This is a genomic window from Streptomyces sp. NPDC005728 (assembly GCF_040630895.1).
Lineage (GTDB): Bacteria > Actinomycetota > Actinomycetes > Streptomycetales > Streptomycetaceae > Streptomyces.
This window is the reverse complement of the sequence record NZ_JBEXYL010000006.1, coordinates 175,129-196,355: the sequence shown is the minus strand read 5'-3', so window position 1 is coordinate 196,355 and position 21,227 is coordinate 175,129. Positions and strand designations below refer to the sequence as shown.

The 21,227-nt window shown below is 70.7% G+C and carries 21 protein-coding genes; 10 read left to right on the top strand and 11 right to left on the bottom strand.

The genetic code is table 11. The annotated features are described in order from the left end of the window. A partial coding sequence (locus ABZ471_RS07250; protein WP_359063374.1) for a hypothetical protein occupies nt 1-218 on the top strand: 218 nt, incomplete at its 5' end. Here the strand turns inward: ABZ471_RS07250 and ABZ471_RS07245 are convergent. After that, on the bottom strand, nt 161-3,637 hold the full coding sequence (locus tag ABZ471_RS07245; protein WP_359063354.1) for a S41 family peptidase: 3,477 nt from the start codon (nt 3,635-3,637) through the stop codon (nt 161-163). The two genes, ABZ471_RS07250 and ABZ471_RS07245, sit on opposite strands and share 58 nt — an antisense overlap. A 167-nt stretch (nt 3,638-3,804) precedes the next feature. Between ABZ471_RS07245 and ABZ471_RS07240 the strand changes: the two genes are divergently transcribed. The 3 genes from ABZ471_RS07240 to ABZ471_RS07230 all read left to right on the top strand — a co-directional run bounded on the left by ABZ471_RS07240 (nt 3,805) and on the right by ABZ471_RS07230 (nt 7,301). After that, nucleotides 3,805-4,410: a TetR/AcrR family transcriptional regulator gene (locus tag ABZ471_RS07240; protein ID WP_359063352.1), complete on the top strand. Its 606-nt coding sequence runs from the start codon at nt 3,805-3,807 to the stop codon at nt 4,408-4,410. A 144-nt stretch (nt 4,411-4,554) separates the two neighbouring features. Next, a complete protein-coding gene (locus ABZ471_RS07235; RefSeq protein ID WP_359063350.1) occupies nt 4,555-6,780 on the top strand; it encodes an MMPL family transporter in 2,226 nt (741 codons plus the stop codon). Between the two features lie 146 nt (nt 6,781-6,926). Beyond that, complete coding sequence (locus ABZ471_RS07230) at nt 6,927-7,301, top strand: hypothetical protein (RefSeq protein WP_359063348.1); 375 nt, start codon at nt 6,927-6,929, stop codon at nt 7,299-7,301. A gap of 75 nt (nt 7,302-7,376) precedes the next feature. On the opposite strand, the gene ABZ471_RS07225 is transcribed toward ABZ471_RS07230, so the two are convergent. Next, the gene (locus tag ABZ471_RS07225) at nt 7,377-7,892 is read right to left on the bottom strand and encodes a hypothetical protein (protein WP_359063346.1); all 516 of its coding nucleotides are present in this window, start codon (nt 7,890-7,892) and stop codon (nt 7,377-7,379) included. 4 nt (nt 7,893-7,896) lie between these two features. Beyond that, nucleotides 7,897-8,139 carry a hypothetical protein gene (locus ABZ471_RS07220; protein ID WP_359063344.1) on the bottom strand — a complete coding sequence of 81 codons (243 nt, stop codon included), beginning with the start codon at nt 8,137-8,139 and terminating at the stop codon, nt 7,897-7,899. 439 nt (nt 8,140-8,578) lie between these two features. On the opposite strand from ABZ471_RS07220, the gene ABZ471_RS07215 reads away from it, so the two are divergent. The 4 genes from ABZ471_RS07215 to ABZ471_RS07200 all read left to right on the top strand — a co-directional run bounded on the left by ABZ471_RS07215 (nt 8,579) and on the right by ABZ471_RS07200 (nt 11,383). Continuing rightward, on the top strand, nt 8,579-9,094 hold the full coding sequence (locus ABZ471_RS07215) for a YbaK/EbsC family protein (RefSeq protein WP_359063342.1): 516 nt from the start codon (nt 8,579-8,581) through the stop codon (nt 9,092-9,094). Further along, entirely contained in the window at nt 9,091-9,936 is an 846-nt protein-coding gene (locus ABZ471_RS07210; RefSeq protein WP_359063340.1) for a DMT family transporter, read from the top strand. The genes ABZ471_RS07215 and ABZ471_RS07210 overlap by 4 nt, the downstream gene beginning before the upstream one ends. A 210-nt stretch (nt 9,937-10,146) precedes the next feature. Beyond that, entirely contained in the window at nt 10,147-11,037 is an 891-nt protein-coding gene (locus ABZ471_RS07205) for an NAD(P)-dependent oxidoreductase (RefSeq protein WP_359063338.1), read from the top strand. A gap of 70 nt (nt 11,038-11,107) precedes the next feature. Then, complete coding sequence (locus ABZ471_RS07200; protein ID WP_359063336.1) at nt 11,108-11,383, top strand: DUF1876 domain-containing protein; 276 nt, start codon at nt 11,108-11,110, stop codon at nt 11,381-11,383. A 26-nt stretch (nt 11,384-11,409) separates the two neighbouring features. Here ABZ471_RS07200 and ABZ471_RS07195 read toward each other — a convergent pair whose 3' ends face one another. From ABZ471_RS07195 to ABZ471_RS07170, 6 genes are all read right to left on the bottom strand, one after another. After that, nucleotides 11,410-12,579, bottom strand: a complete 1,170-nt coding sequence (locus ABZ471_RS07195) for a serine hydrolase domain-containing protein (RefSeq protein ID WP_359063372.1) — start codon at nt 12,577-12,579, stop codon at nt 11,410-11,412. Between the two features lie 128 nt (nt 12,580-12,707). Next, on the bottom strand, nt 12,708-13,178 hold the full coding sequence (locus ABZ471_RS07190) for an organic hydroperoxide resistance protein (RefSeq protein ID WP_359063334.1): 471 nt from the start codon (nt 13,176-13,178) through the stop codon (nt 12,708-12,710). 107 nt (nt 13,179-13,285) lie between these two features. Next, nucleotides 13,286-13,762, bottom strand: a complete 477-nt coding sequence (locus tag ABZ471_RS07185) for a MarR family transcriptional regulator (protein ID WP_359063332.1) — start codon at nt 13,760-13,762, stop codon at nt 13,286-13,288. Then, nucleotides 13,759-14,520: an ABC transporter ATP-binding protein gene (locus tag ABZ471_RS07180; RefSeq protein ID WP_359063330.1), complete on the bottom strand. Its 762-nt coding sequence runs from the start codon at nt 14,518-14,520 to the stop codon at nt 13,759-13,761. Before ABZ471_RS07180 ends, ABZ471_RS07185 begins: the two co-directional genes overlap by 4 nt. Beyond that, nucleotides 14,508-15,269 carry a cobalt ECF transporter T component CbiQ gene (cbiQ, locus tag ABZ471_RS07175; RefSeq protein ID WP_359063328.1) on the bottom strand — a complete coding sequence of 254 codons (762 nt, stop codon included), beginning with the start codon at nt 15,267-15,269 and terminating at the stop codon, nt 14,508-14,510. The genes ABZ471_RS07180 and cbiQ overlap by 13 nt, the downstream gene beginning before the upstream one ends. A 1-nt stretch (nt 15,270) precedes the next feature. Next, complete coding sequence (locus ABZ471_RS07170) at nt 15,271-16,314, bottom strand: energy-coupling factor ABC transporter permease (RefSeq protein ID WP_359063326.1); 1,044 nt, start codon at nt 16,312-16,314, stop codon at nt 15,271-15,273. 147 nt (nt 16,315-16,461) lie between these two features. Here ABZ471_RS07170 and ABZ471_RS07165 point away from each other — a divergent pair, with 147 nt between their 5' ends. Next, nucleotides 16,462-16,800, top strand: coding sequence for an SsgA family sporulation/cell division regulator (locus tag ABZ471_RS07165; protein WP_359063324.1), 339 nt, complete (start codon nt 16,462-16,464; stop codon nt 16,798-16,800). Between the two features lie 37 nt (nt 16,801-16,837). On the opposite strand, the gene ABZ471_RS07160 is transcribed toward ABZ471_RS07165, so the two are convergent. Together ABZ471_RS07160 and ABZ471_RS07155 are read right to left on the bottom strand one after the other, a co-directional pair. Next, nucleotides 16,838-18,502, bottom strand: a complete 1,665-nt coding sequence (locus tag ABZ471_RS07160) for a penicillin-binding transpeptidase domain-containing protein (protein WP_359063322.1) — start codon at nt 18,500-18,502, stop codon at nt 16,838-16,840. Nucleotides 18,503-18,598: 96 nt separating this feature from the next. Further along, nucleotides 18,599-20,236: a penicillin-binding transpeptidase domain-containing protein gene (locus ABZ471_RS07155; RefSeq protein WP_359063320.1), complete on the bottom strand. Its 1,638-nt coding sequence runs from the start codon at nt 20,234-20,236 to the stop codon at nt 18,599-18,601. A gap of 542 nt (nt 20,237-20,778) precedes the next feature. Between ABZ471_RS07155 and ABZ471_RS07150 the strand changes: the two genes are divergently transcribed. Next, nucleotides 20,779-21,210, top strand: coding sequence for a hypothetical protein (locus ABZ471_RS07150; RefSeq protein WP_359063318.1), 432 nt, complete (start codon nt 20,779-20,781; stop codon nt 21,208-21,210). Nucleotides 21,211-21,227 lie beyond the last annotated feature (17 nt).

The following is a 21,227-nucleotide window of genomic DNA, read 5'->3' as shown; positions in this document are numbered from 1 at the left end:
CGCTGGTGCTGGATCTGCTGCGGGCGGCCGGGGCGGAGGGCATCAGCCGGCTCGAACTGGCCGAGCGGACCGGGCTGACCCCGCAGGCCGTCAGCCCGGCGACTGCCGGGCACCCCGCTTCGCTGTCGCAACCCTGTTTTGCCGTCACAAGTCCGCTTCGCTATCGCGTCTTTCGCGGTGGCAGTTCCGGCCGCGAGCGGTCCGGTACGTCGCTGTAGTCCGGGGGGATCGCGGCGGGGTTGGTGTCCAGCAGTTCCACGGCCAGCTGGATGGCGTCGTCGAGCTGGGCGTGCCGGCCCTCGGCCCAGTCCAGGGGGGTGCGCAGGATCTCCAGGTCGGGGGCGACGCCGTGGTTCTCCACGGACCAGCCGTAGGCGTCGAACCAGGCGGCGTTCATCGGGACCGTGATCACCGTGCCGTCGCCGAGACGGTGCCGGCCGGTCATCCCGACGACTCCGCCCCAGGTGCGCTGCCCGATGACCGGACCGAGCTTCAGGAGCTTGAAGGCGGCGGTGATCATGTCTCCGTCGGAGGAGGTCGCCTCGTCGGCCAGGGCCACCACCGCGCCCCGGGGCGCGTTCGAGGTGTAGGACACCGGTTGCGCGTCCCGGGTCAGGTCCCAGCCCAGGATGGTCCGGGAGAGCTTTTCGATGACGAGTTCGCTGATGTGCCCGCCCGCGTTGCCGCGCACGTCCACGATCAGCGCGGGCCGGGACACCTCCATGCGCAGGTCCCGGTTGAACTGGGCCCAGCCCGAGCCGCCCATGTCGGGGATGTGCAGGTAGCCGCACTTGCCGCCGCTCAACTCGCGGACGACGTCGCGGCGTTTGGCGACCCAGTCCTGGTAGCGCAGCGGACGTTCGTCGACGAGCGGGACGACGGCGACCCGCCGGGCCGGCCCCGCCTCGCCCTCGCCCGGGGTGAAGGTCAGCTCCACGGTCGTCCCGCCCGAGCCCGCGAGCAGCGGATACGGTCCCGCCACCGGGTCGACCGGACGGCCGTCCACGTGGGTCAGTACGGCACCCGGGCGGATGCCCGTCCCGGCCAGCGGGGAGCGTGCCTTGGAGTCGGACGAGTCGCCGGGGAGGATGCGTTTGACCGTCCAGCCTGCGTCCCGGCGTACGAAGTTGGCGCCGAGCAGGCCCTGCCAGCGCTGGTAGTGGGGCGGGCCCTCGTTGCGGCGGGCGGGGGTGACGTAGGCGTGGGAGGTGCCCAGCTCGCCGAGGACCTCGCGGAGCAGGTCGGCGAACTCGTCGGGGGAGGCGACGCGTTCGACCAGCGGCCGGTACTGGTCGAGCACCGCGTCCCAGTCGATGCCGCACATGCCCGGATCCCAGTAGTAGGCGCGGATGAGACGGCCGGCCTCGTCGTACGACTGCCGCCACTCGGCGCCCGGATCGACCTCGTGCAGGATGCGGCGCAGGTCGATCCACACGGTCGTGTCGCTGTCGCCGGACTCGGTCGACGGCACCGCCCGCAGGTCGCCCTCGTCGACCACCACCAGTCGGCTCCCGTCCCCGCTCACCGCGAACCAGTCCAGATGGCCGACCAGTTCGGACTTCTTCGCCTTGGTGATGTTGAAGTACTCCAGGGTCGGCCGGCCGGTGGTGTCGGCCGGGTTGGCGAAGGTCTCGCCGAGCGCGCCGGAGATGGGCCAGCGCAGCCAGACCAGGCCGCCGCCCGCGACCGGGTACAGCGCGGAGTACTTGGAGGCGATGACCGGGAACGGTGTCACCCGGTTCTCCAGGCCCTCCACCTCCACGGTCACCGCGGAGCCCTCGCCGGTCTCCTCGTCCTCGACGGGGTCGAGCCCGCCCGCCGCCGGCCGGCCCTCGGGGTTCAGGGCGAACGGGGACGGGGTCGCGGAGGACAGCGGGACCAGGTAAGGGCGGCAGCCCAGCGGGAAGGACAGGTCGCCGGTGTGGACGTCGTACACCGGGTCGAAGCCGCGCCAGGACAGGAAGGCGAGGTAGCGGCCGTCGCGGGTGAAGACGGGGTTCTCGTCCTCGAAGCGGCCGTTGGTGACGTCCACGATGTGCCGGTCCTTGATACGGGCCAGCTTGATCTGCCGCAGCGACCGGCCGATGCCCGGGTGGGACCAGGCGAGCCAGGAGCCGTCCGGGGAGAACGCGAGGTCGCGGACGGGCCCGTTGATGGACCGGATCAGCTCGGTGACCTGCCCGTCCAGGTCCGGGTCCGGGGCGACGGCTTCGGCGGAGTCACCAGGGCCACCAGGGCCACCAGGGCCACCAGGGCCACCAGGGCCACCAGAGTCACCAGAGCCTTCTGAGCTGCCTGAGTCTTCCGTGCTCCCCGAGTCCGCTGAGTCCTCTGCGCCCCCAGAGCCTTCCGGGTCCCCCGAGCCCCCAGCAGCCTCCTCCGCAACCTCCTCCGCAACCTCCCCACCATCCCCCTCCGCCACATCGATCAACAGCAACCGCCCGTCGTGCGAAGCGACGGCCAGTCGCTCGCCCAGCGGATCGGAGACCATCTCCAGGACCCGCCCCAGCTCCCCCGAGGCCAGTCGGCGAGGGGTGCGGTCGCCGGTGGCGCGGGGGAGTTGGGCGATCTCGATGGCGTCCTGGCCCTCGGCGTCCGTCACGTACGCCACCTGCCCGGTCGAGCCGAGCATCTCCGGCAGCCGGACCCGCACGCCGGGCGTGTCCGTGATCGTGCGCGCCGGGCCGTCCCGGTGCGTGAGCCAGTGCAGGCTGCCGCGGACGACGACGGCGCAGGCCCGCCCGGTCTCGTCCACGGAGATGCCGTCCACGTGCCGGGCGGCCGGCACCTGGTAGCTGCGGCGTCCCGGGCGCGGGCCGCTCAGCCGGATGTCGAGCCTGCGCGGTACGGCGTTCGGGGCGAGGTCGTCCACCAGCCACAGGTCGCCCGCGCACTGGTAGACCACCCGGGTGCCGTCGCTGGAGGCGTTGCGGGCGTAGAAGGCGTCGTGGTCGGTGTGACGGCGCAGGTCGGAGCCGTCGTAGGCACACGAGTAGAGGTTGCCGACGCCCTCGTGGTCGGAGAGGAAGGCGATCCGGTCGCCGACGAACATGGGGGAGGCCAGGTGGCCGCCGATCCCCTCCAGCAGCCGCTGCCCGTGCAGCCACAGCCGGCCCATGGCGCCGCCCCGGTACCGCTTCCAGGAGGCCGGTTCGTGCGGCGGGGTGCCGGTGAGCAGCAGGGTCTTGTGCACGCCGTCGATGTCGGCGACCTGGATGTCGGAGACCGGACCCCAGGGCAGCTTGCGGCCGGGGTCGCCTTCGGTGGTCACCTTGTAGGCCCAGGTGAAGTAGGAGAAGGGCTCGTTGTGGGAGGCGACGGCGAGGATGTCGGTGCCGCCGTCCCCGTTCGGGGGCGTCCAGCCGCAGACCTGGGTGTCGGTGCTGCCCCAGTACGTCAACTGCCGCGCGGGTCCGCCGTCGACGCCGACGAGATGGATCTCGGGCACGAGGCTGCGCCAGGTCGTGTAGGCGATGTGCCTGCCGTCGGGGGAGAAGCGCGGCTGGCCTGCCTTGGCGCGGTCCACGGTGAGCCGCCAGGCGCGGCCAGGGGTGTCGAGGGGGGCCAGCCACAGGTCGTCCTCGGCCACGAAGCACAGCAGGTCGCCGTTGAGGTGGGGAAGGCGCAGATAGCTCACCTCCCCATGTTTTTCCGGGGGAGAGGGCCCAGCAACTTATGGAAATCCGACAGGCGTGACCCAGCACACGTACGAAACAGTTTCGTTTCGCTTGTGGCTGCGGTACATTCGTCACGTACGAAACCGTGTCGTTCGGAGCGGGAAGCCGCATCGGGAAGGTGAGAGACATGACTGAGGTCGCCGCCGCGCGTCGCAGTCGGATCACGCCCGAGCGCGAGGCCGAGTTGTACGAGGCCGTGCTCGACCTGCTCCGGGAAGTCGGCTACGACGCCCTCACCATGGACGCCGTGGCCGCCCGTACCCGGTCCAGCAAGGCCACGCTCTACCGCCAGTGGGGCGGCAAGGCCGAGCTGGTGGCGAAGGCAGTACGGCACAACAAGCCCGGCGGTCTGGGTCTCGGCGAGATCGACACCGGATCGCTCAAGGGTGACCTGCACGCTCTCACGCTGCGTTCGGACGACTGCCAGATGGAGCAGAACTCCGCGCTGATGCGGGGGCTGGCCATGGTGGTCCACGGCAATCCGGACCTCCTGCGGGCGTTCCGGGACCATCTCATCGAACCGGAGATGGCGGAGTTCCGTCGCGTGCTGCAGCGGGCGATCGACCGGGGTGAGGTCCGTGCGGACAACCCGGCGCTCGACTACGTGATGCACATGATGATCGGTGGGTTCGCCGCCCGCACGATGATCGACGAGCAGCCGCCGACGCAGGCCTTCCTCCTTTCGTACATCGACGCCGTCGTCCTCCCCGCCCTCGGCGTCCCCACCTCCTGATCAACCCCTGATCACTCTCTGATCAACCCTTGATCAACCCCTGATCAATCTCCCCAGTAAGCCCACCACCTGACGTCACCGCTCACGTCGCCGGGCTGATCGCCCCTGCCCTGAACCCCACGACCTGACCGGGAGTACGCCCTAGTGGCCACGTTCCTCTACAAACTCGGCCGGCTCGCCTTCCGGCGACGACACTTCGTCGCCCTCATATGGGTCGCGCTGCTCACCCTCGCCGGGGTGGGCGCCGCCTCCGCGCCGGCCGCCGGCAACTCGTCCTTCTCCATCCCCGGAACCGAGGCCCAGAAGGCCTTCGACCTGCTGGAACAGCGCTTCCCCGGGATGAGCGCCGACGGCGCGACCGGGCGGGTCGTCTTCAAGGCGCCGACCGGCGAGAAGATGACGGACGCGGACAACAAGGCGACCGTCAACAAGACCGTCAAGGAACTGCAGAGCGGTTCCGAGGTCGCCTCCGTCGCCGACCCCTACACCGGGCACGCCGTCAGCAAGGACGGCACGATCGCGTACGCCTCGGTGAAGTACAAGGTCTCCGGCATGGAGCTGGAGGACTCCTCCCGCGACGCGCTGAAGGAGGCCGCGCAGGACGCGCGGAAGGCGGGGCTCACGGTCGAGATCGGCGGCGACGCCCTGCAGGCGACGCCCGAGACCGGCTCCAGCGAGGTCATCGGCATCGCGGTCGCCGCCGTCGTCCTCGTCATCACCTTCGGCTCGCTGCTCGCGGCCGGATTCCCGCTGCTGACCGCGATCATCGGCGTCGGCATCGGCGTCTCCACGATCACCGCGCTCGCGAGCGCCCTTGACCTGGGCACGACCACCTCCACCCTGGCATCGATGATCGGCCTCGCCGTCGGCATCGACTACGCCCTCTTCATCGTCTCCCGCTACCGCGCCGAACTGGCCGAGGGCCGCGAGCGCGAGGAAGCGGCCGGACGGGCCGTCGGCACGGCGGGCTCGGCAGTGGTCTTCGCCGGCCTGACCGTGGTCATCGCCCTGGTCGGCCTGTCCGTGGTCAACATCCCGATGCTGACCAAGATGGGCGTCGCGGCCGCGGGCACGGTCGCCATCGCGGTCCTCATCGCCCTCACCCTGATCCCGGCGCTGCTCGGCTACGCGGGCCGCAAGATCAAGCCGGCCGGCGAGAAGAGCAAGCTGCTCGGCGGCGGCAGGCCGAAGAGCGCCGAGAAGAAGGCCCGCCCGAACATGGGCACCCGCTGGGCGAGCTTCGTCGTACGGCGCCCGGTCGCCGTGCTGCTGCTCGGTGTGATCGGCCTCGGCGCTGCGGCGGTCCCGGCCGCCTCCCTCGAACTGGGCCTGCCGGACGACGGCTCCCAGCCCGTCTCCACCACCCAGCGCCGCGCCTACGACCTGCTGTCCGACGGCTTCGGGCCGGGCTTCAACGGCCCGCTGATGGTCGTGGTCGACGCCAAGGACAGCGACAGCCCCAAGGCGGCCTTCGCCAAGGTCCGCGACGAGATCAAGGGCCTGAAGGACGTCGTCACGGTCACCCCGGCCGCGCCCAACAAGGCCGGCGACACCGCGACGATCACCGTCATCCCGAACTCCAAGCCGTCCTCGACCACCACCGAGGACCTGGTGCACGCCATCCGTGACAAGGGCACGGACATCACCTCGGCGACCGATGCGAAGGTACTGGTCACCGGCTCGACGGCGGTGAACATCGACGTCTCGCAGAAGCTGAACGACGCCCTGCTGCCGTACCTCGCCCTCGTCGTCGGCCTGGCCTTCCTCCTGCTGATCGTGGTCTTCCGCTCGATCCTCGTCCCGCTGAAGGCGGCCCTCGGCTTCCTGCTCAGTGTGATGGCAGCCCTCGGCGCCGTGGTCGCGGTCTTCCAGTGGGGCTGGCTGTCGGGTCTGATGAACGTCGAGCAGACCGGCCCGGTCATGTCGATGATGCCGATCTTCATGGTCGGTGTGGTCTTCGGACTCGCCATGGACTACGAGGTGTTCCTCGTGACCCGCATGCGGGAGGCGTACGTCCACGGGGAGAAGCCCACCCAGGCCGTCGTGACCGGCTTCAAGTACGGCGCACGCGTCGTCACCGCCGCCGCGATCATCATGACCGCCGTCTTCTCCGGCTTCATGGGCTCCAGCGAGGCGATGGTCAAGATGATCGGCTTCGGCCTCGCCATCGCCGTCTTCTTCGACGCGTTCATCGTCCGCATGGCCATCGTCCCGGCGGTGCTCGCCCTGCTCGGCAAGAAGGCCTGGTGGCTGCCGAAGTGGCTGGACCGCGCCCTGCCCAACGTGGACGTCGAGGGCGAGGGCCTGCGCACGGCCGAGGAGCGCAGGGACGCCGACCCCGACGAGGAGAAGGAGCTGGTACGCGCCTGACGTACCGCTCGTGAAAGACCGCCGGTGAGGGATCCGTGGGGACGGGGCGCCCTCACCGGCTTCTTTTGTGACTGAGTACCCGGGGGGTACGCGCTGAGTATCCGCGCCCATGCCGCACCGGCTGCCCTGCGCGCAGGATCGTCCTCGTGAACCCCGAGACGTATGCGACCTTGTACGGCCCCGCGCGGCCGGCTCCGCGAAACAGCCGTGGCGAGACCGTGCTGGGCCTGCTGGCGGCCGTGTTCTGGATCCTCACCCTCGCCTCGCTCGGCTGGCTGACGTTCCTGGTGGGCATGACGGCCCTGTGGGGTCTGGCGGACGGCATGTCCTGGGCACAGGTCCGGGATCTCGTGCTGCCGTACGCCCTGACGGTCGTGGGCGCCGCCGCCGTCCTGACGGCGCTGGCCTTCGCCCCCGGCATCCGCCGCCTCCACCCGCTCGCCCGCCTGCTCCTGACAGGCGCCCTCGCCTGCCCGGTGCCGACCGGCCTCGCGGTGTGGGCGTGGGTTCAGGTCGGCTGAACCCTCCGCATCCGCGACACCGGGACCACCGGCACCGCGCAGCCGAAAATCGCCCTTCCGCCTGGGGCGAGTTCCTCACCCACGCCGTGAAGTGACCATCCGCAGACGGAAGATCGGGCACGTGTCCGGGTCGTCGTCCTCGTAGAGGAAGGTCCGCTTGGAGTCTGTGGCGATCGACAGGCTGTCGACGGTGTGGTCGCGCAGGAAGAGCTCCGGTTCGGTGATGGAGAGGTGGACCTGCACATACTCGCCGGGCCTGGTATCTCCCACTACATCCCAGGTGCCGGACCCGTCGAACGTGTCGCCGAGTTCGCTCTTGTACCAGTCGCCGGTCGGCCAGTTGTGGACGGTGACCGTGCCGCCGGTCCTGGTGTCCGACGCCTTGAGGGTGATCGTCGCGCCCTTGGCGTGGTCTTCTCCCACGTAGGTGCCGGCCAGTTCCCCGGAGGTGGCGGAGGCCGCCTGCTTCGCCATACAGGCCTCCACGGCCGTGGACGCGGAGGAGCAGCCGGCCAGGGGAGACAGCAGCCCCAGCACGCCGGCGGCCGTCACCAGGCGCGGACGCCTGCCCGCCATGAGAACTCGGGACACTGGCTTACCTCCCCTTCGCCGGAATGCGTTCTGTCCAGACGATCTCCTGGTCCACGGACGAGAAGACGCTTTCATCGCGGTTGAACTTCATGCTCTCGCTGGACCGGATCAACTCGGTCATCTCGTCGCCGCTGCAGTACTCACGATGCCGGGAGCCGTCACCGGTCACCCAGTCCCAGCCGAGCGAGTACGGGTCGTCCGAACTGAGCTCCGGACAAGGGTTCTTGCCCTGCAGGGCGAGGCCCAACGCGTTGTACTCGTCCTCCCCGATCTTCTGGTGGAGTCGATGTCCGTGAGCCCCGGGTTGTCGTCGAACCACTGGCCGCGGCGGCCGGTCCCGGCGGCGGGAGGAGCCCGGGGGGATTCGGCTGCGGCGGCGGCCGGTCCAGCGGATCGACGGTGCTGTCGGCGGGCGGAGCCGTGTAGTGCCCTTCCCGGCCCGGCAGGATGTTGTGCCGCTTGATCTCGTCCGGGGACAGCGGCAGTTTGGACGGCCCCGGCTCCGGAAGCTTGTCGTCCCCTTGTATGTCTTTGCGTTCGCTCACGAGTGATCCCCCGAAGTGTCCCCTTGCGCGGTCAGGCAATCATGACGGCGGCAGAAGATCACACTCGGATCCGGCGCAGCCGCGAAGGGACGGGTGAAAACCCCGTGAGTGCGGCTCGGGCCATGACGTAGCGTGCCCACCATGACGACGACAGCCGCCACTGACGCCGAAGAATCCGGAGCTCACCCCCGTTTCGCCGAAGCGCTGCGCGCGCTCGGGCTCGAGGACGTCCTCGCCCGCACCCGGCGGTTCCCGGAGGCCACCCGTACCGCCGCCGAGGCCGCCGCCGCGATCGGGTGCGAGCTGAACCAGATCTGCAAATCGCTGATCTTCGCGGCGGACGGCGTCCCGGTACTGGTGCTGGTGGACGGGGCCTCGCGCGTGGACGTGGAACGGGTGCGGCAGGAGCTGGGGGCCGGGAAGGTCACCAGGGCCGACGCCGGCATCGTGCGCGAGACCACGGGGTACGCCATCGGCGGCGTACCGCCTTTCGGGCACCGCACCCGCACCCGAGTCCTCGCCGACCGCTCGCTGCTCGCGCACGACGTGGTGTGGGCGGCGGCCGGGACACCGCACACCGTCTTCCCGACCGACCCCGAGGGGCTGGTCACCCACGCCGGCGCCACCCTGGTGGACGTGCGCGAGCAGACCGCGTGACGCCGCTGGTCACCGCGGCGGTCCTGCTCGCCGCGGTCACGCACGCCAGCTGGAACGCCATCGCGCACCGGATCACCGACAAACTGGTCGGGTTCACACTGATCTCCGGCGGGGGACTGCTCATCGGGCTCGCACTGGTGCCGTTCGTGCCGTTTCCGGCGGGGGCGGCCTGGCCGTACCTCCTGGTCTCCGCGGCCGTGCACATCGCCTACTACGCGCTGTTGATGACCTCGTTCCGGCTGGGCGACTTCGGGCAGGCGTACCCGATCGCGCGCGGGAGCGCGCCGCTGGTGGTGACCGTGCTGGCGGCGGTGTTCGCCCACGAGGTGCCCGGAATGTGGGCGGCTGCCGGCATCGCCGTGTCGTGCCTCGGGCTCACCGGCGTAAGCCTGTGGGGGCTGCGCGGCCGCCGGCCCAACTGGGCCGCGATCGGCGCCGCCCTGGCGACCGGCCTGACGATCGCCGCGTACACGGTGATCGACGGCCTGGGCGTACGCGCCTCCCAGTCGTCGCTCGGGTACATCGCCTGGCTGCTGGCCGTTCAGGGAGTCGTCATCCCGGCGTACATGTACGCGCGCGTGCGGGGCGACACGGTCCGGCTGCTACGGCCGTACGCCGCTCTCGGCCTCCTCGGAGCCTTCCTCTCCGTCGCCGCGTACGCCCTCGTCCTGTGGGCCCAGACCCGCGCCGACCTCGCCCCCATCGCCGCCCTGAGGGAGTCCTCGATCATCGTCGGCGCGGCCATCGGCGCACTGTTCTTCAAGGAGCGCTTCGGCGCGCCCCGGATCGCGGCGGCGGGTCTGCTGGTCGTGGGGATCGGGCTGATGCTGCACGCGGGGTAGCGCACGACCCGGCGCGCAGTGGATGGCGCACCACGCGGCGCGCGGCTGGACAGCGCACCGGGCGGCGCGCAGTGGGCACCCGGCGGCGTGCAGCGCGTACCGGGCGGCGTGCAGCGCGGCGCGGTGCCGGAAAGGAGCGGGCCCGAGGGGGTATCCGTACGAAGATGACCGGGGGCACGAGGACCGGAACCGTAGGACAGGGAGCCGTCAATGACCGACAAGCCGACCGTGAGCGTCCTGGGCACCGGCATCATGGGCGCCGCCATGGCCCGCAACCTCGCCCGCGCCGGGCTCGGTGTCAGGGCCTGGAACCGCACCCGGGAGAAGGCCGAGCCGCTGACCGCGGACGGGATCCGGGTCACCGACACGCCCGCCGAGGCCGTCGAGGGCGCCGATGTCGTGCTGACCATGCTGTACGACGGCAACACCGTCCTGGACGTCGTGCGCGAGGCCGCCCCGGCGCTGCGTCCGGGCGTGGTGTGGGCGCAGTGCACCACCGCGGGGACCGAACTGGTCGCCGACCTGGCCGACTTCGCCCGCGAGCACGGGCTGGTGTTCTACGACGCCCCCGTCCTCGGCACCCGCCAGCCCGCCGAGGCCGGTCAGCTGACCGTGCTGGCCGCCGGCCCGGAGGAGGGCAGGGAGACGGTCATGCCCGTCTTCGACGCGGTCGGAGCCAAGACCGTGTGGACCGGCACGGACGGGGCCGCGGGCAGCGCCAGCCGGTTGAAGCTGGTCGCCAACAGCTGGGTCCTCGCCGCCACCGCGGCGGCCGGTGAGGTGCTGGCGCTCTCCGAGGCCCTCGGCGTCGATCCGCAGGACTTCTTCGACCTGATCGGCGGCGGGCCCCTCGACATGGGATACCTGCGTGCCAAGGCCGCTCTGGTGCTCGACCGGAAGCTGACCCCGGCGTCGTTCGCCGTGGCCACCGCGGAGAAGGACGCCCGGCTCATCGTCCGGGCGGGCGAGAGCCACGGCGTACGGCTCGACGTCGCCGCCGCGACCGCCGAACGGTTCGCCCGAGCCGCCGCGCAGGGGCACGCCGACGAGGACATGGTCGCCGCCTACTTCGCCAGCTTCGATGAGAAGCCTGCCGGTTGACCGGCCTCCACGTGACGTTCGGCGCGTGCGGGAGCACCCTGGAACCAGTGGTTCTCCGGAGGTGGTCGACATGATGCACACCACTGTGGGATGGCACGTCGAGCTGGAATTCCAGGAAGACGACCAGCACACCCGCGCGGTCGCCCTGGTCCGCTTGCCCGACGGCACTGAAGTACGTGCCCACGGGCACGCGAGCCGGCACCGGGTCGACGCGAACCAGCCCCGGGTCGGCGAGGAGATAGCGGGGGCTCGCGCCCTCAACGAACTGGCCATGCAATTGCTGACCAAGGCCCATGTGGAGATCGACGCGGAGTCCGGGCGGACCTCACATCCGATCAACGTGTGAGGCCGGAGCCCGCTGCGGGGCTTCCGTTACGCGAGCGCCGTGCGCAGCGCGCGCACCAGCGCCTGCGCCCGCGGATCCGCCGTCACGCTCTTCCTGAAGCCGTTGGTGACATAGCCGAAGGCGATACCCGTCTCCGGGTCGGCGAACGCGAGGGCGCCGCCCCGGCCCGGGTGCCCGAAGGAGCAGGGGGAGAGCAGCGGGGACGCGCTGCCGTGCAGCATGGGGCCGAGACCGAACCGGGTGCCGACTACGAGGACCCGGTCCGGTCCGGCCGACTGCTCGGTGCGGGCGAGTTCCATGGTCTGCGGGCGGAACAGACGCGTGCCACCGTCCACCTCGCCGATGAGCGAGGCGTAGAAGCGGGCGAGGCCGTCGGCGGTGGCGATGCCGTTGGAGGCGGGCAGGGCGGCCGCGCGGTAGGCGGGCGCGTTCTCGTCCGGGAGCGGGGTGATCGCGGCGAAGGCGCGCCGGGTGAGGGAGCCGGGGTCGGCGTAGGCCTCGGACACCGCTCGCTTGGGGCGGGTTCTGAGCGCGCCGGCTGTCTCGGGTGCCTCCAATGGGCCGACACGCCCCACGCGCGCGTGCTCCGTTTCGGGCAGGCCGAGCCACAGGTCCGCGCCGACGGGCGCGGCTATCTCGTCGGCGATCCACGCGCCGACCGGCTGCCCGGTGACCCGCCGGATCAGCTCGCCGGTGAGCCAGCTGAAGGTCTGTGCGTGATAGCCGTGGTCCGTGCCCGGCTCCCACACCGGCGCCTGGGCGGCGACGGCCGCCGCGCCGAGGTCGGGGTCGGCGGCCTCCTCGGGGGTCAGGGGCCGGTCCAGTACGGGCACGCCGGCGCGGTGCGCGAGCACGTGCCGGACGAGCGTGCGCTCCTTGCCGGCCGCCTTGTACTCGGGCCAGTACGTGCCGACCGGGGCGTCCAGATCCAGTTCGCCGCGCTGGTGCAGCAGCAGGAGCGCGGCGGCGGCGACGCCCTTCGTCGCGGAGCGCACGATCTGCGCGGTACCGGGCTCCCAGGGGGCCGTGGCGGCGGACCCGTCGACATCCTTGGCGCCGGCCCACAGGTCCACGACCTTGTGCCCGTCGCGGTACACGGCGACCGCCGCGCCGCGCTCCCCGAGCAGCGTGAAGTTCGCTGCGAACGCCTCCCTGACCGGCTCGAAGCCCTCGGCCACCGTGCCGTTCACGTCCACATCCACGACCGGGTCCCTCCACTCGCTTGCGACCATGAGTGAAACACGGTGCTGTGGCCTTGGATTCCTCGGTGGGTGGTGACATTGGCTACTGTCCGGCGGGGATCGGCCCGGCAGACCGGCGGGGCTCAGCCCAGAAGAATCGTCACGTCGATGTTCCCGCGCGTCGCGTTCGAGTACGGACACACCTCGTGCGCCGCGTCGACCAGCTGCGCCGCGATCTCCCGGTCCAGGACCGGCAGGGAGACGCTGAGGGCGACCGCGAGGCCGTAGCCGCGGTGCTTGTTCGGGCCGATGCCGACCTTCGCGGCCACCGTGGACCCGGTCAGGTCGTAGCCCGAGCGGTTGCCGACCAGGATCAGCGCGTTGTGGAAGCAGGCGCTGTAGCCGGCCGCGAACAGCTGCTCCGGGTTGGTGCCGTTGCCGTCCCCGCCCAGCTCGGGCGGCATCGCGACCTTCAGCTCGATCTGGCCGTCCTGACTGGTGACAAAGCCGTCCCGGCCGCCGTGGGCAGTGGCCTCGGCGACATACATGATCTTCCTCGGACGGGTGTCGACGGCGGTGTCGGCAGCAGCGTCCATCGCGTTGGTGTCGGTCATGACCGGCCTCCCCCGGAAAAAGTGGCGCGCAAGTACATCGTGCACAAGGTACTGTCCGGTAGGTCAGTAGGCGTGACCAGGGGGTGGCAACCGCCGGTAACGCGAGATCAGTGCCGGTCGGCGGCCGCGCGGGCGCGCTCGGTGAGCTTCCACAACTCCTCGCGCAACCTCGCGACCTCTTGGCCGCCGAGCCCCGTGGCCGTGAGCAGGGCGCCGGGCACGCGCGCCGCGCGCTCCTTGAGTTGCTCCCCGCGCCCGGTGCACGCAACGAGCACCGAGCGCTCGTCGTCCGCCGCGCGCTCCCTGCGCACCAGACCCGCCCCTTCCAGCCGCTTCAGCAGCGGCGAGACGGTGCCGTAGTCCAGGCGCAGGGCGCCCGCCAGCTCCTTCACGCTGGTCTCACCGCGTTCCCAGAGGACCAGCAGCACGAGGTACTGCGGATAGGTGAGTCCCAGGTCGTCGAGGAGCGGACGGTATGCGGCGGTCACGGCGCGCTGCGCGGCGTACAGCGCGAAGCACAGCTGGTCGTCCAGCAGCAGCGACCCGGCGGCCCCATTGTCGTCTTGGTCGTCTTGACGCGTCACGCGCCCATTGTCACGGACTTCGGGTCGAAGCCGAACGGCAGCTCCAGGCGGTGCGCCCGCATCAGGGTGTCGTCGGAGAGCAGTTCGCCCGTCGGGCCGTCCGCCGCGATCACGCCGTCGCTGAGAACGAGCGAGCGCGGGCACAGCTCCAGGGCGTACGGCAGGTCGTGCGTGACCATGAGGACCGTGACGTCCAGGGAGCGCAGGATGTCGGCGAGTTCGCGCCGGGATGCCGGGTCCAGGTTGGAGGACGGCTCGTCCAGGACCAGGATCTCCGGCTCCATCGCGAGGACGGTCGCCACGGCGACCCGGCGGCGCTGACCGAAGGACAGGTGGTGCGGCGGCCGCTCGGCGAAGTCCTGCATGCCGACCCGCTCCAGGGCCGTGCGCACCCGCTCCTCCAGTGCGGCCCCCCTGATCCCGGCGGCGGCCGGGCCGAACGCCACGTCCTCCCGTACGGTCGGCATGAACAGCTGGTCGTCGGGGTCCTGGAAGACGATGCCGACCTTCTGCCGGATCTCGGCCATGTGCTGCTTGCCGACCGGCAGTCCGGCCACGGTCACCGCGCCGGTGCCGCCGCCCAGGATGCCGTTCAGGTGCAGGACGAGGGTGGTCTTGCCGGCGCCGTTCGGGCCGAGCAGCGCTACCCGTTCGCCGCGCGCGATCGAGAAATTCACGCCGAACAGGGCCTGGTGGCCGTCGGGGTAGGCGAAGGCGAGGCCGGAGACCTCCAGGGAAGCAGTACTCACAGAACCCATCCCAGCAGACAGACGACGAGGGCGGCCGAGGGGAGCGCGAGGGCGTACGACCACTGCGCCCGTGACGCGGTCACCTCGTCGATGACCGGCATCGAACCGGCGTACCCTCGGCTCACCATGGCCAGGTGCACGCGCTCCCCGCGCTCGTAGGAGCGGATGAACAGCGCGCCGGCGGACTTGGCGAGCACGCCCCAGTGGCGGACGCCCCGTGCCTCGAAGCCGCGCGACTCGCGGGCGATCCGCATCCGGCGCATCTCGTCGGTGATGACGTCGCCGTAGCGGATCATGAACGAGGCGATCTGGACGAGCAGCGGCGGCAGCTTCAGCCGCTGCAGCCCGAGCAGCAGCTCGCGCAGCTCGGTGGTGGCGGCCAGCAGCACGGAGGCGGCGACGCCGAGCGTGCCCTTGGCGAGTACGTTCCACGCACCCCACAGACCGTTGACGCTCAGCGAGAGGCCGAGCACGTGCACCCGCTCGCCCTCCGCCACGAACGGCATGAGCACCGCGAACGCCACGAACGGCACCTCGATCAGCAGCCGTTTGAGGAGGAAACCGGCGGGCACGCGCGCGTGGTACGCGACCTGGGCGAGCAGGACGGCGTACACCGCGAACGCCCACATCGCCTCGCGCGGGGTCGACACCACGACCACGACGAACGCGAAGACGGCCGCCAGCTTGGTGTGTGGCGGCAGGCCGTGCACGGGGGAGTGCCCGTGCCGGTAGAGGCGGTGCGCGTGTCCCGCTCCCATGTCACAGACCCGTGTTCACGGGCGAGACGTCCGCGCTGCGGCGCCTGCGCACCGCCCAGAACACCGCGCTGCCGGCGACGACGGTGACGCCGACGCCGATCACGCCCGCGAGGCCACCGGACAGCCGGGCGTCGGAGACGTCCTTGACGCCGTAGTCGGCGAGCGGGGAGTCGGCCGAGGCGTGCTTCTCGGCCTTCTTGTCGATGCCCTTGTCGTGGGCGACCTTCTCCAGGCCGTCGGGGTTGGCGGAGGCGTAGAAGCTCACAAACCCGGCGAGCACCAGCGAGGTGATCAGGCCGGTGATCCACAGCGTGCGCCGGGAGGTGCGCGCCGCGACGGGCGCCGTGGGCGCCGGCGCGTCCACCAGTGCGCCGTCCACGCGCAGCTTCAGGCGCTGCTGCAGGCCGCGCGCGCCGTGCACCAGGTCCGGGCGCACGGCGATGACCGCGCTCACCGTGAGCGCGGTGATCACAGCCTCGCCGATGCCGATCAGCACATGGACGCCGATCATCGCGGTCGCCACCTTGCCGATGGAGACGTCCGTGGTGCCGCCGACCGCGTACATGAGCGTGAAGGCGACGGCGGCGGCCGGCACGGAGAGCACGGCGGCGACGAAGGATGCCACGGTGACCGAGCGCCGCTTGCGGGGCAGGACGGCGAGCAGTCCGCGGAAGACGGCGTACGACACGACCGTGGTGACGATCGCCATGTCTGTGATGTTCACGCCGAGTGCGGTCAGCCCCCCGTCCGCGAACAGCACGCCCTGCATGAGCAGCACGACCGACACGCACAACACGCCTGTGTACGGGCCGACGAGGATCGCGGCGAGCGCACCGCCCAGCAGATGTCCGCTCGTTCCGGCCGCGACGGGAAAGTTGAGCATCTGTACGGCGAAGATGAACGCCGCCACCAGACCGGCCAGCGGGGCCGTCCGCTCGTCGAGTTCGCGGCGGGCGCCGCGCAGGCTCACGGCGATGGCGCCGGCGCCGATCACTCCGGTGACCGCGGAGGTGGGGGCGTCTATGAATCCGTCAGGTACGTGCACCGTACGATTTTAGAGGCTTGTTGCGAACCTTTTGCAAGAGAGATGAAGTCTCTCTCTCGCCGAGGCGCAAACCGGAATATGTGCGACATTGGATGGAAGCGGATGCACAGCTTTCGCATAGGTGACTGAGCGTGAGAGGGCGATCCGATGTCTGTAGTCGAGCAGTACGCGCGCGCCCACATCGTCACGGACGAGGAGGATCCGGGGGCCGTACCCGTAGTGCTGCGGTACGACCCCGACACCGATCCGCGCTCGGTCCGGGTCGGACTGCCCGGACCGCACGAGTGGACCTTCGAGCGCGCGCTGCTCGAACAGGGACTGCGGACGCCGGCCGAGAGCGGCGACGTACGGGTGTGGCCGTGCGGACGCGTCCAGGCCGTCGTGGAGTTCCACACCGCGCACGGCGTGGAAGTCGTCCAGTTCGAGTCGAAGGCGCTGCTCAGGTTCCTGCGCCGGACGTACACGGCCGAGCCCGTGCACAGCTGACGCGTTCCGGACCGCTCCGCTCCCCGGGGCGCCGAGCTCAGCTCCCCAGCTTCAGCAGCGTCGCGACGATCGGCCCGGCCGTGTCACCGCCGTGGCCGCCCGCCTGCACCACGCCGGCAGCGGCGAGATCGCCCTTGTACGCCGTGAACCAGCCGTTCGGCTTCTCCTGCCCGTCGACCTCCGCCGAGCCCGTCTTCGCGCCGTAGTCCGGGCCCAGGCCCGCCATCGCCTTGGCGGCCGTGCCGTAGGCCGCCGTGAACTGCATGACGTCCTTCAGCTCGGCCTGGGTCTTCGACGACAAGGTGCGCGAGGCCTTCGCCACCGTGCGGTTGTCCACCGTGGGGGACACCAGGTACGGCTGGTGGAAGACGCCCGTCCGTACCGTCGCCGCCACCGACGCCATGTTCAGCGGGTTCATGCGTACTCCGCCCTGGCCGATCAGCGAGGCGCCCATCTGTGCGCCGCTCTGCACCGGGACGGAGCCGTCGAACGAGGGGACGCCGACGGACCAGTTGTTCAGGCCGAGACCGTAGACCTGCTGGGCCTCCTTCGTCAGGTCGCTGTTGGACAGTTTCGGCGCGAAGTCGATGAAGGCGTTGTTGCAGGAGGCCCCGAAGCTCTGCTTGAACGTGCCCTTCTTGATCTCCGAGTCGGCGTCGTTGTGGAACGTCCAGCCGGCGAGCTTGTACGTCTTGGGGCAGGGGTGCTGAGCGTCCGGGGTGACGAGATCCTTCTCGAACAGCATCGTCGACGTCACGATCTTCATCGTGGAGCCGGGTGCCAGGGAGCCCTGGAAGGCGGTGTTGAAGCCGTGACCGCTGTTGGCGACCGCGAGGATCTCACCCGTCGAGGGCCGCAGGACCACCACCGAGGCGCGCGCCCGCTTCCCGACCTGCTGCTCGGCGGCCGCCTGGAGCGCTGGGCTCAGCGTCGTCCTCACGGTGCCCGGGGTGCCCTTGCTCAGCTCCATGAGCGTCTTGTCGGACAGCTTGGCCGCCTTCGACGCCTTGCCGCGCACCACGCGCAGCTCCACGCCCGCCTTGCCGCCCGCCTTCTTGCCGTACTTCTCGCGCAGTCCGTCCAGGACGGTGCCCAGCGACGGGTACCTGGCGGCCGTCAGCTCCGCGCCGTCCCGGTCCAGCGCCTTGACCGGCGGCGTGCCGGACTCGCCGGTGACGAGCGTGTCGCCGTCCTTCAGGTCCGGCTGGACCACGGAGGCGTGCCAGTCGACCAGTGGCTTGCCGTCGCTCGCCCGCCGCACGACGGTGAGCGAACTGCCGTACGCGAGCGGCTTGCTGAGGCCCTGGTGCGACACCGTCGCCTTCACGGAGAACGGCACCTTGGTGCCGGTGGCCCTGCCCGCGGTGAGTTTTACGTCCTTCAGGTGGGCGTCCTTGGAGTAGCCGGTGAGCAGGGCAGTGGCGGCGGCGGAGTCGTCGGTGGCGGCCGCCGCCTCGGTGACCCGTCCCTGCTGCCAGGCGGTGAGGAAGCGCGCGGAGGCGGTGCGGACCTCGGCGGCGGTGGGCGGGTCCGTCCTGACGGCCCTGTGGTCGGTCGTGGCGGTCCCCTCGTCGGCCGCCGCCCCGCCGCCGTACAGCGCGTAGACGCCGAACCCGGCGCCGCCGACGACCACGGCGATCATCCCGCCGAGCACGGCGGTTCCGGTCTTCCGTCGCTCGGCGACGCGCCTTCTCTTGCCCACAGCCTCAGTTCCTCCGCACCTTCCCCAGGGTCCCCGCAGCCCTCACACTCCCCAACGACGGCAACCACATTAAGGTCCCCGCCTTTGCGGGTGATGTCAGCCGGCACTCCGTAGCACGCTTGCGACAATCGGACCGGCCGCGTCGACGCCGTGCCCGCCGTCCTGGACCATCGCGGCGACGGCGACGTCGTTCCGGTACCCGGCGAACCAACTGTCGGACTTGGCCAGCCCGTCGGCCTCGGCCGATCCGGTCTTCGCTCCGATGTCCCCGCCGAGCCCGGACATGACGGTGGCCGCGGTGCCGCTGCGGGCGGTGCGGTTCATCATGGCGCGCAACTGCAGGACGGTGCTCTGCGACAGCCCGCGCGCGCGTGCCGGTTCGCGGTGGTCCAGGGCCAGCGGCACGATCACCGGCTGCCGGAAGGTGCCGGTCATCGCGGTCGCCGTCACGGAGGCCATGTTCAGGGGGCTCATCTGGACCTGGCCCTGGCCGATCAGGGCGGCCGCCGTGTCGGGGCCGCCGCTGGCGGGGACCCGGCCGTCGAAGGAGGGCACGCCGATCTTCCAGTTGTCCTGCCCGAGCCCGAACCGGTCCTGGGCCTCCTTGGTGAGGGAATCCACCTTCACCTCGTTGGCGAACTTCACGAACGCCGTGTTGCAGGAGCGGGCGAAGCTGTCGGAGAGGGTGGCCTTCTCGTCCGGGGCGAGGTCCTTGAGGTTGTGGAAGGTCTGGCTTTCGCTGATCGCGGACGGCGGACAGGGTGCCGGGCCGTTCGCGGTGGTCAGGCCGTTGTCGATGAGGGTCGCCGCGCTGACGATCTTCATCGTGGACCCGGGGGCGCGCTCGCCCAGGAGGGCCGCGTCGAAGCCGTCGTCGCGGTGGTTGGCCACGGCCAGGATCTCGCCCGTGCTGGGCTTCACGGCCACGAGGGACGCATCGGTGTACTTCCGCACGGCCGTCTCGGCCGCCGCCTGCACGCTCGCGCTGAGCGTCGTGTGCAGCGTGCCGGGCTTGCCCTTGGCGAGGGTGACGAGGGTGGTGTCGGCCGCGCTCTCCTCGCCCGTCGTGCCGCCGTGGCGTATCACCAGCTCCACACCGGGCCGGCCGCCGGTCCCGTCGCCGTACCGTTTGCGCAGTTCGTCCAGGATCGGGCCGAGGGACGGGTACTTCTCCTGCGTCAGCACCTTCCCGTCGCGGTCCACGGCCTCGATCTGCGGGGTCGCGGACTCGCCCGTCACCAGGGTGTCCCCCTTGCGCAGTCGCGGGTGGACGACGGAGGGCTGCCAGTCGACCAGCGCCCGGTAGGAGCTCTTGCCGCGCACGATCGCCAGGCGGCTCTCGTAGGTGAGCGGTCGGGTCCTGCCGTCGTACGACACCGTTGCCTCGACCGTGAAGGGCACGGTCGTCCCGGTGGCCGTACCGGGCGTGATGTGCACCTTGGTGATGTGCGCGTCGTGGCCGTACGCCGTCAGCAACTCCTCGGCCGCCTCGGGGAAGTTGGTGGCGGCCGCCGCGGTGGAGGCGTCCCCCTTCTCCCATGCGGCGAGGAACTTGCCGGCCGTCTCCTTGACCTCGTCGGTGCTCGGCGGGCCGCTCTTCACGACCGCGGGACTCCCGCCCGATCCCCCGTCACCGCTCAACGCGGACACGATGTTGTAGGCCCCGTACCCGGCCCCGCCCAGCATGACCGCACACGCGCCGCCTATGACGGCGACCTTGACTCCGCTGCGCATCGCGCGCATCCCTCCCCGTTGTCCCCGTGAGGACCTGCCAGGCATCCAGATTCCTGAACGCGTTCAAAAGCAGGTCGCGGAGGAACTGTAAGCGGTTGTGGGGCCCCTGTGGCCGGAGTTGCCGATTGTTGTCCGAACGGAGACGTTGCCGTCTACACCAGGTGTCCAGCCGCATCCGTGACCGCCAGGGGTCGATGGGGCGGCCTGGCCCGTGAGGAGCGGCGGGCACGGTGTGTGCCGGAGCGGACCGAACCCCTGCTGGGCATGCATCGACAGGTATGGCGGGCCACCGAGTGTCAAGCCCCGAAATGCCGTGCCATGACGCGATCCGCCGGCCGGGGCTTACTTGAGGGGCGGGCTCACCCGGAGTGTGCGGCCCGTCAGCGTCGTACGGGACAGTCCTGGCGGCGCGGTGTACGGGACAGGAATCCCGCTGTCGAAACCGTCCACAAAGTTTTCATCGCAATTCGATGATTCATACCAATTTTCGCCATAGAAGGAGAATTCCTATGCCTCGCATACCTCACGGCCGAGGTCTGGTCATGCTCGCCACCTCGGCTGCGCTGGCAGTAGGCGGCGTGATGCTGCCTGCCAGTGCATTCGCCTCGACATCTCACAGCGATGTCTCCGCCAGGACGGCGGTCGTAAGCCACGCCGACCACGGCGGGGGCGACCACGGAGGCAAGGATAAGAAGCACAAAAAGGATAAGGACCGTAAGAAGGGCAGGAAGGGCAAGCCCAAGGACATCAAGAACATGCCGGGCTGCCACTTCTATGACGGCGAAGTCTTCTGCAAGCCGCCGAAGCAGGACCCGCCGAAGCAGGATCCGCCCAAGCAGGACCCGCCGAAGCAGGATCCGCCCAAGCAGGATCCGCCCAAGCAGGATCCGCCCAAGCAGGACCCGCCCAAGCAGGACCCGCCCAAGCAGGACCCGCCGAAGCAGGACCCGCCGAAGCAGGATCCGCCCAAGTAGGACCCGCCGCAGCGGGT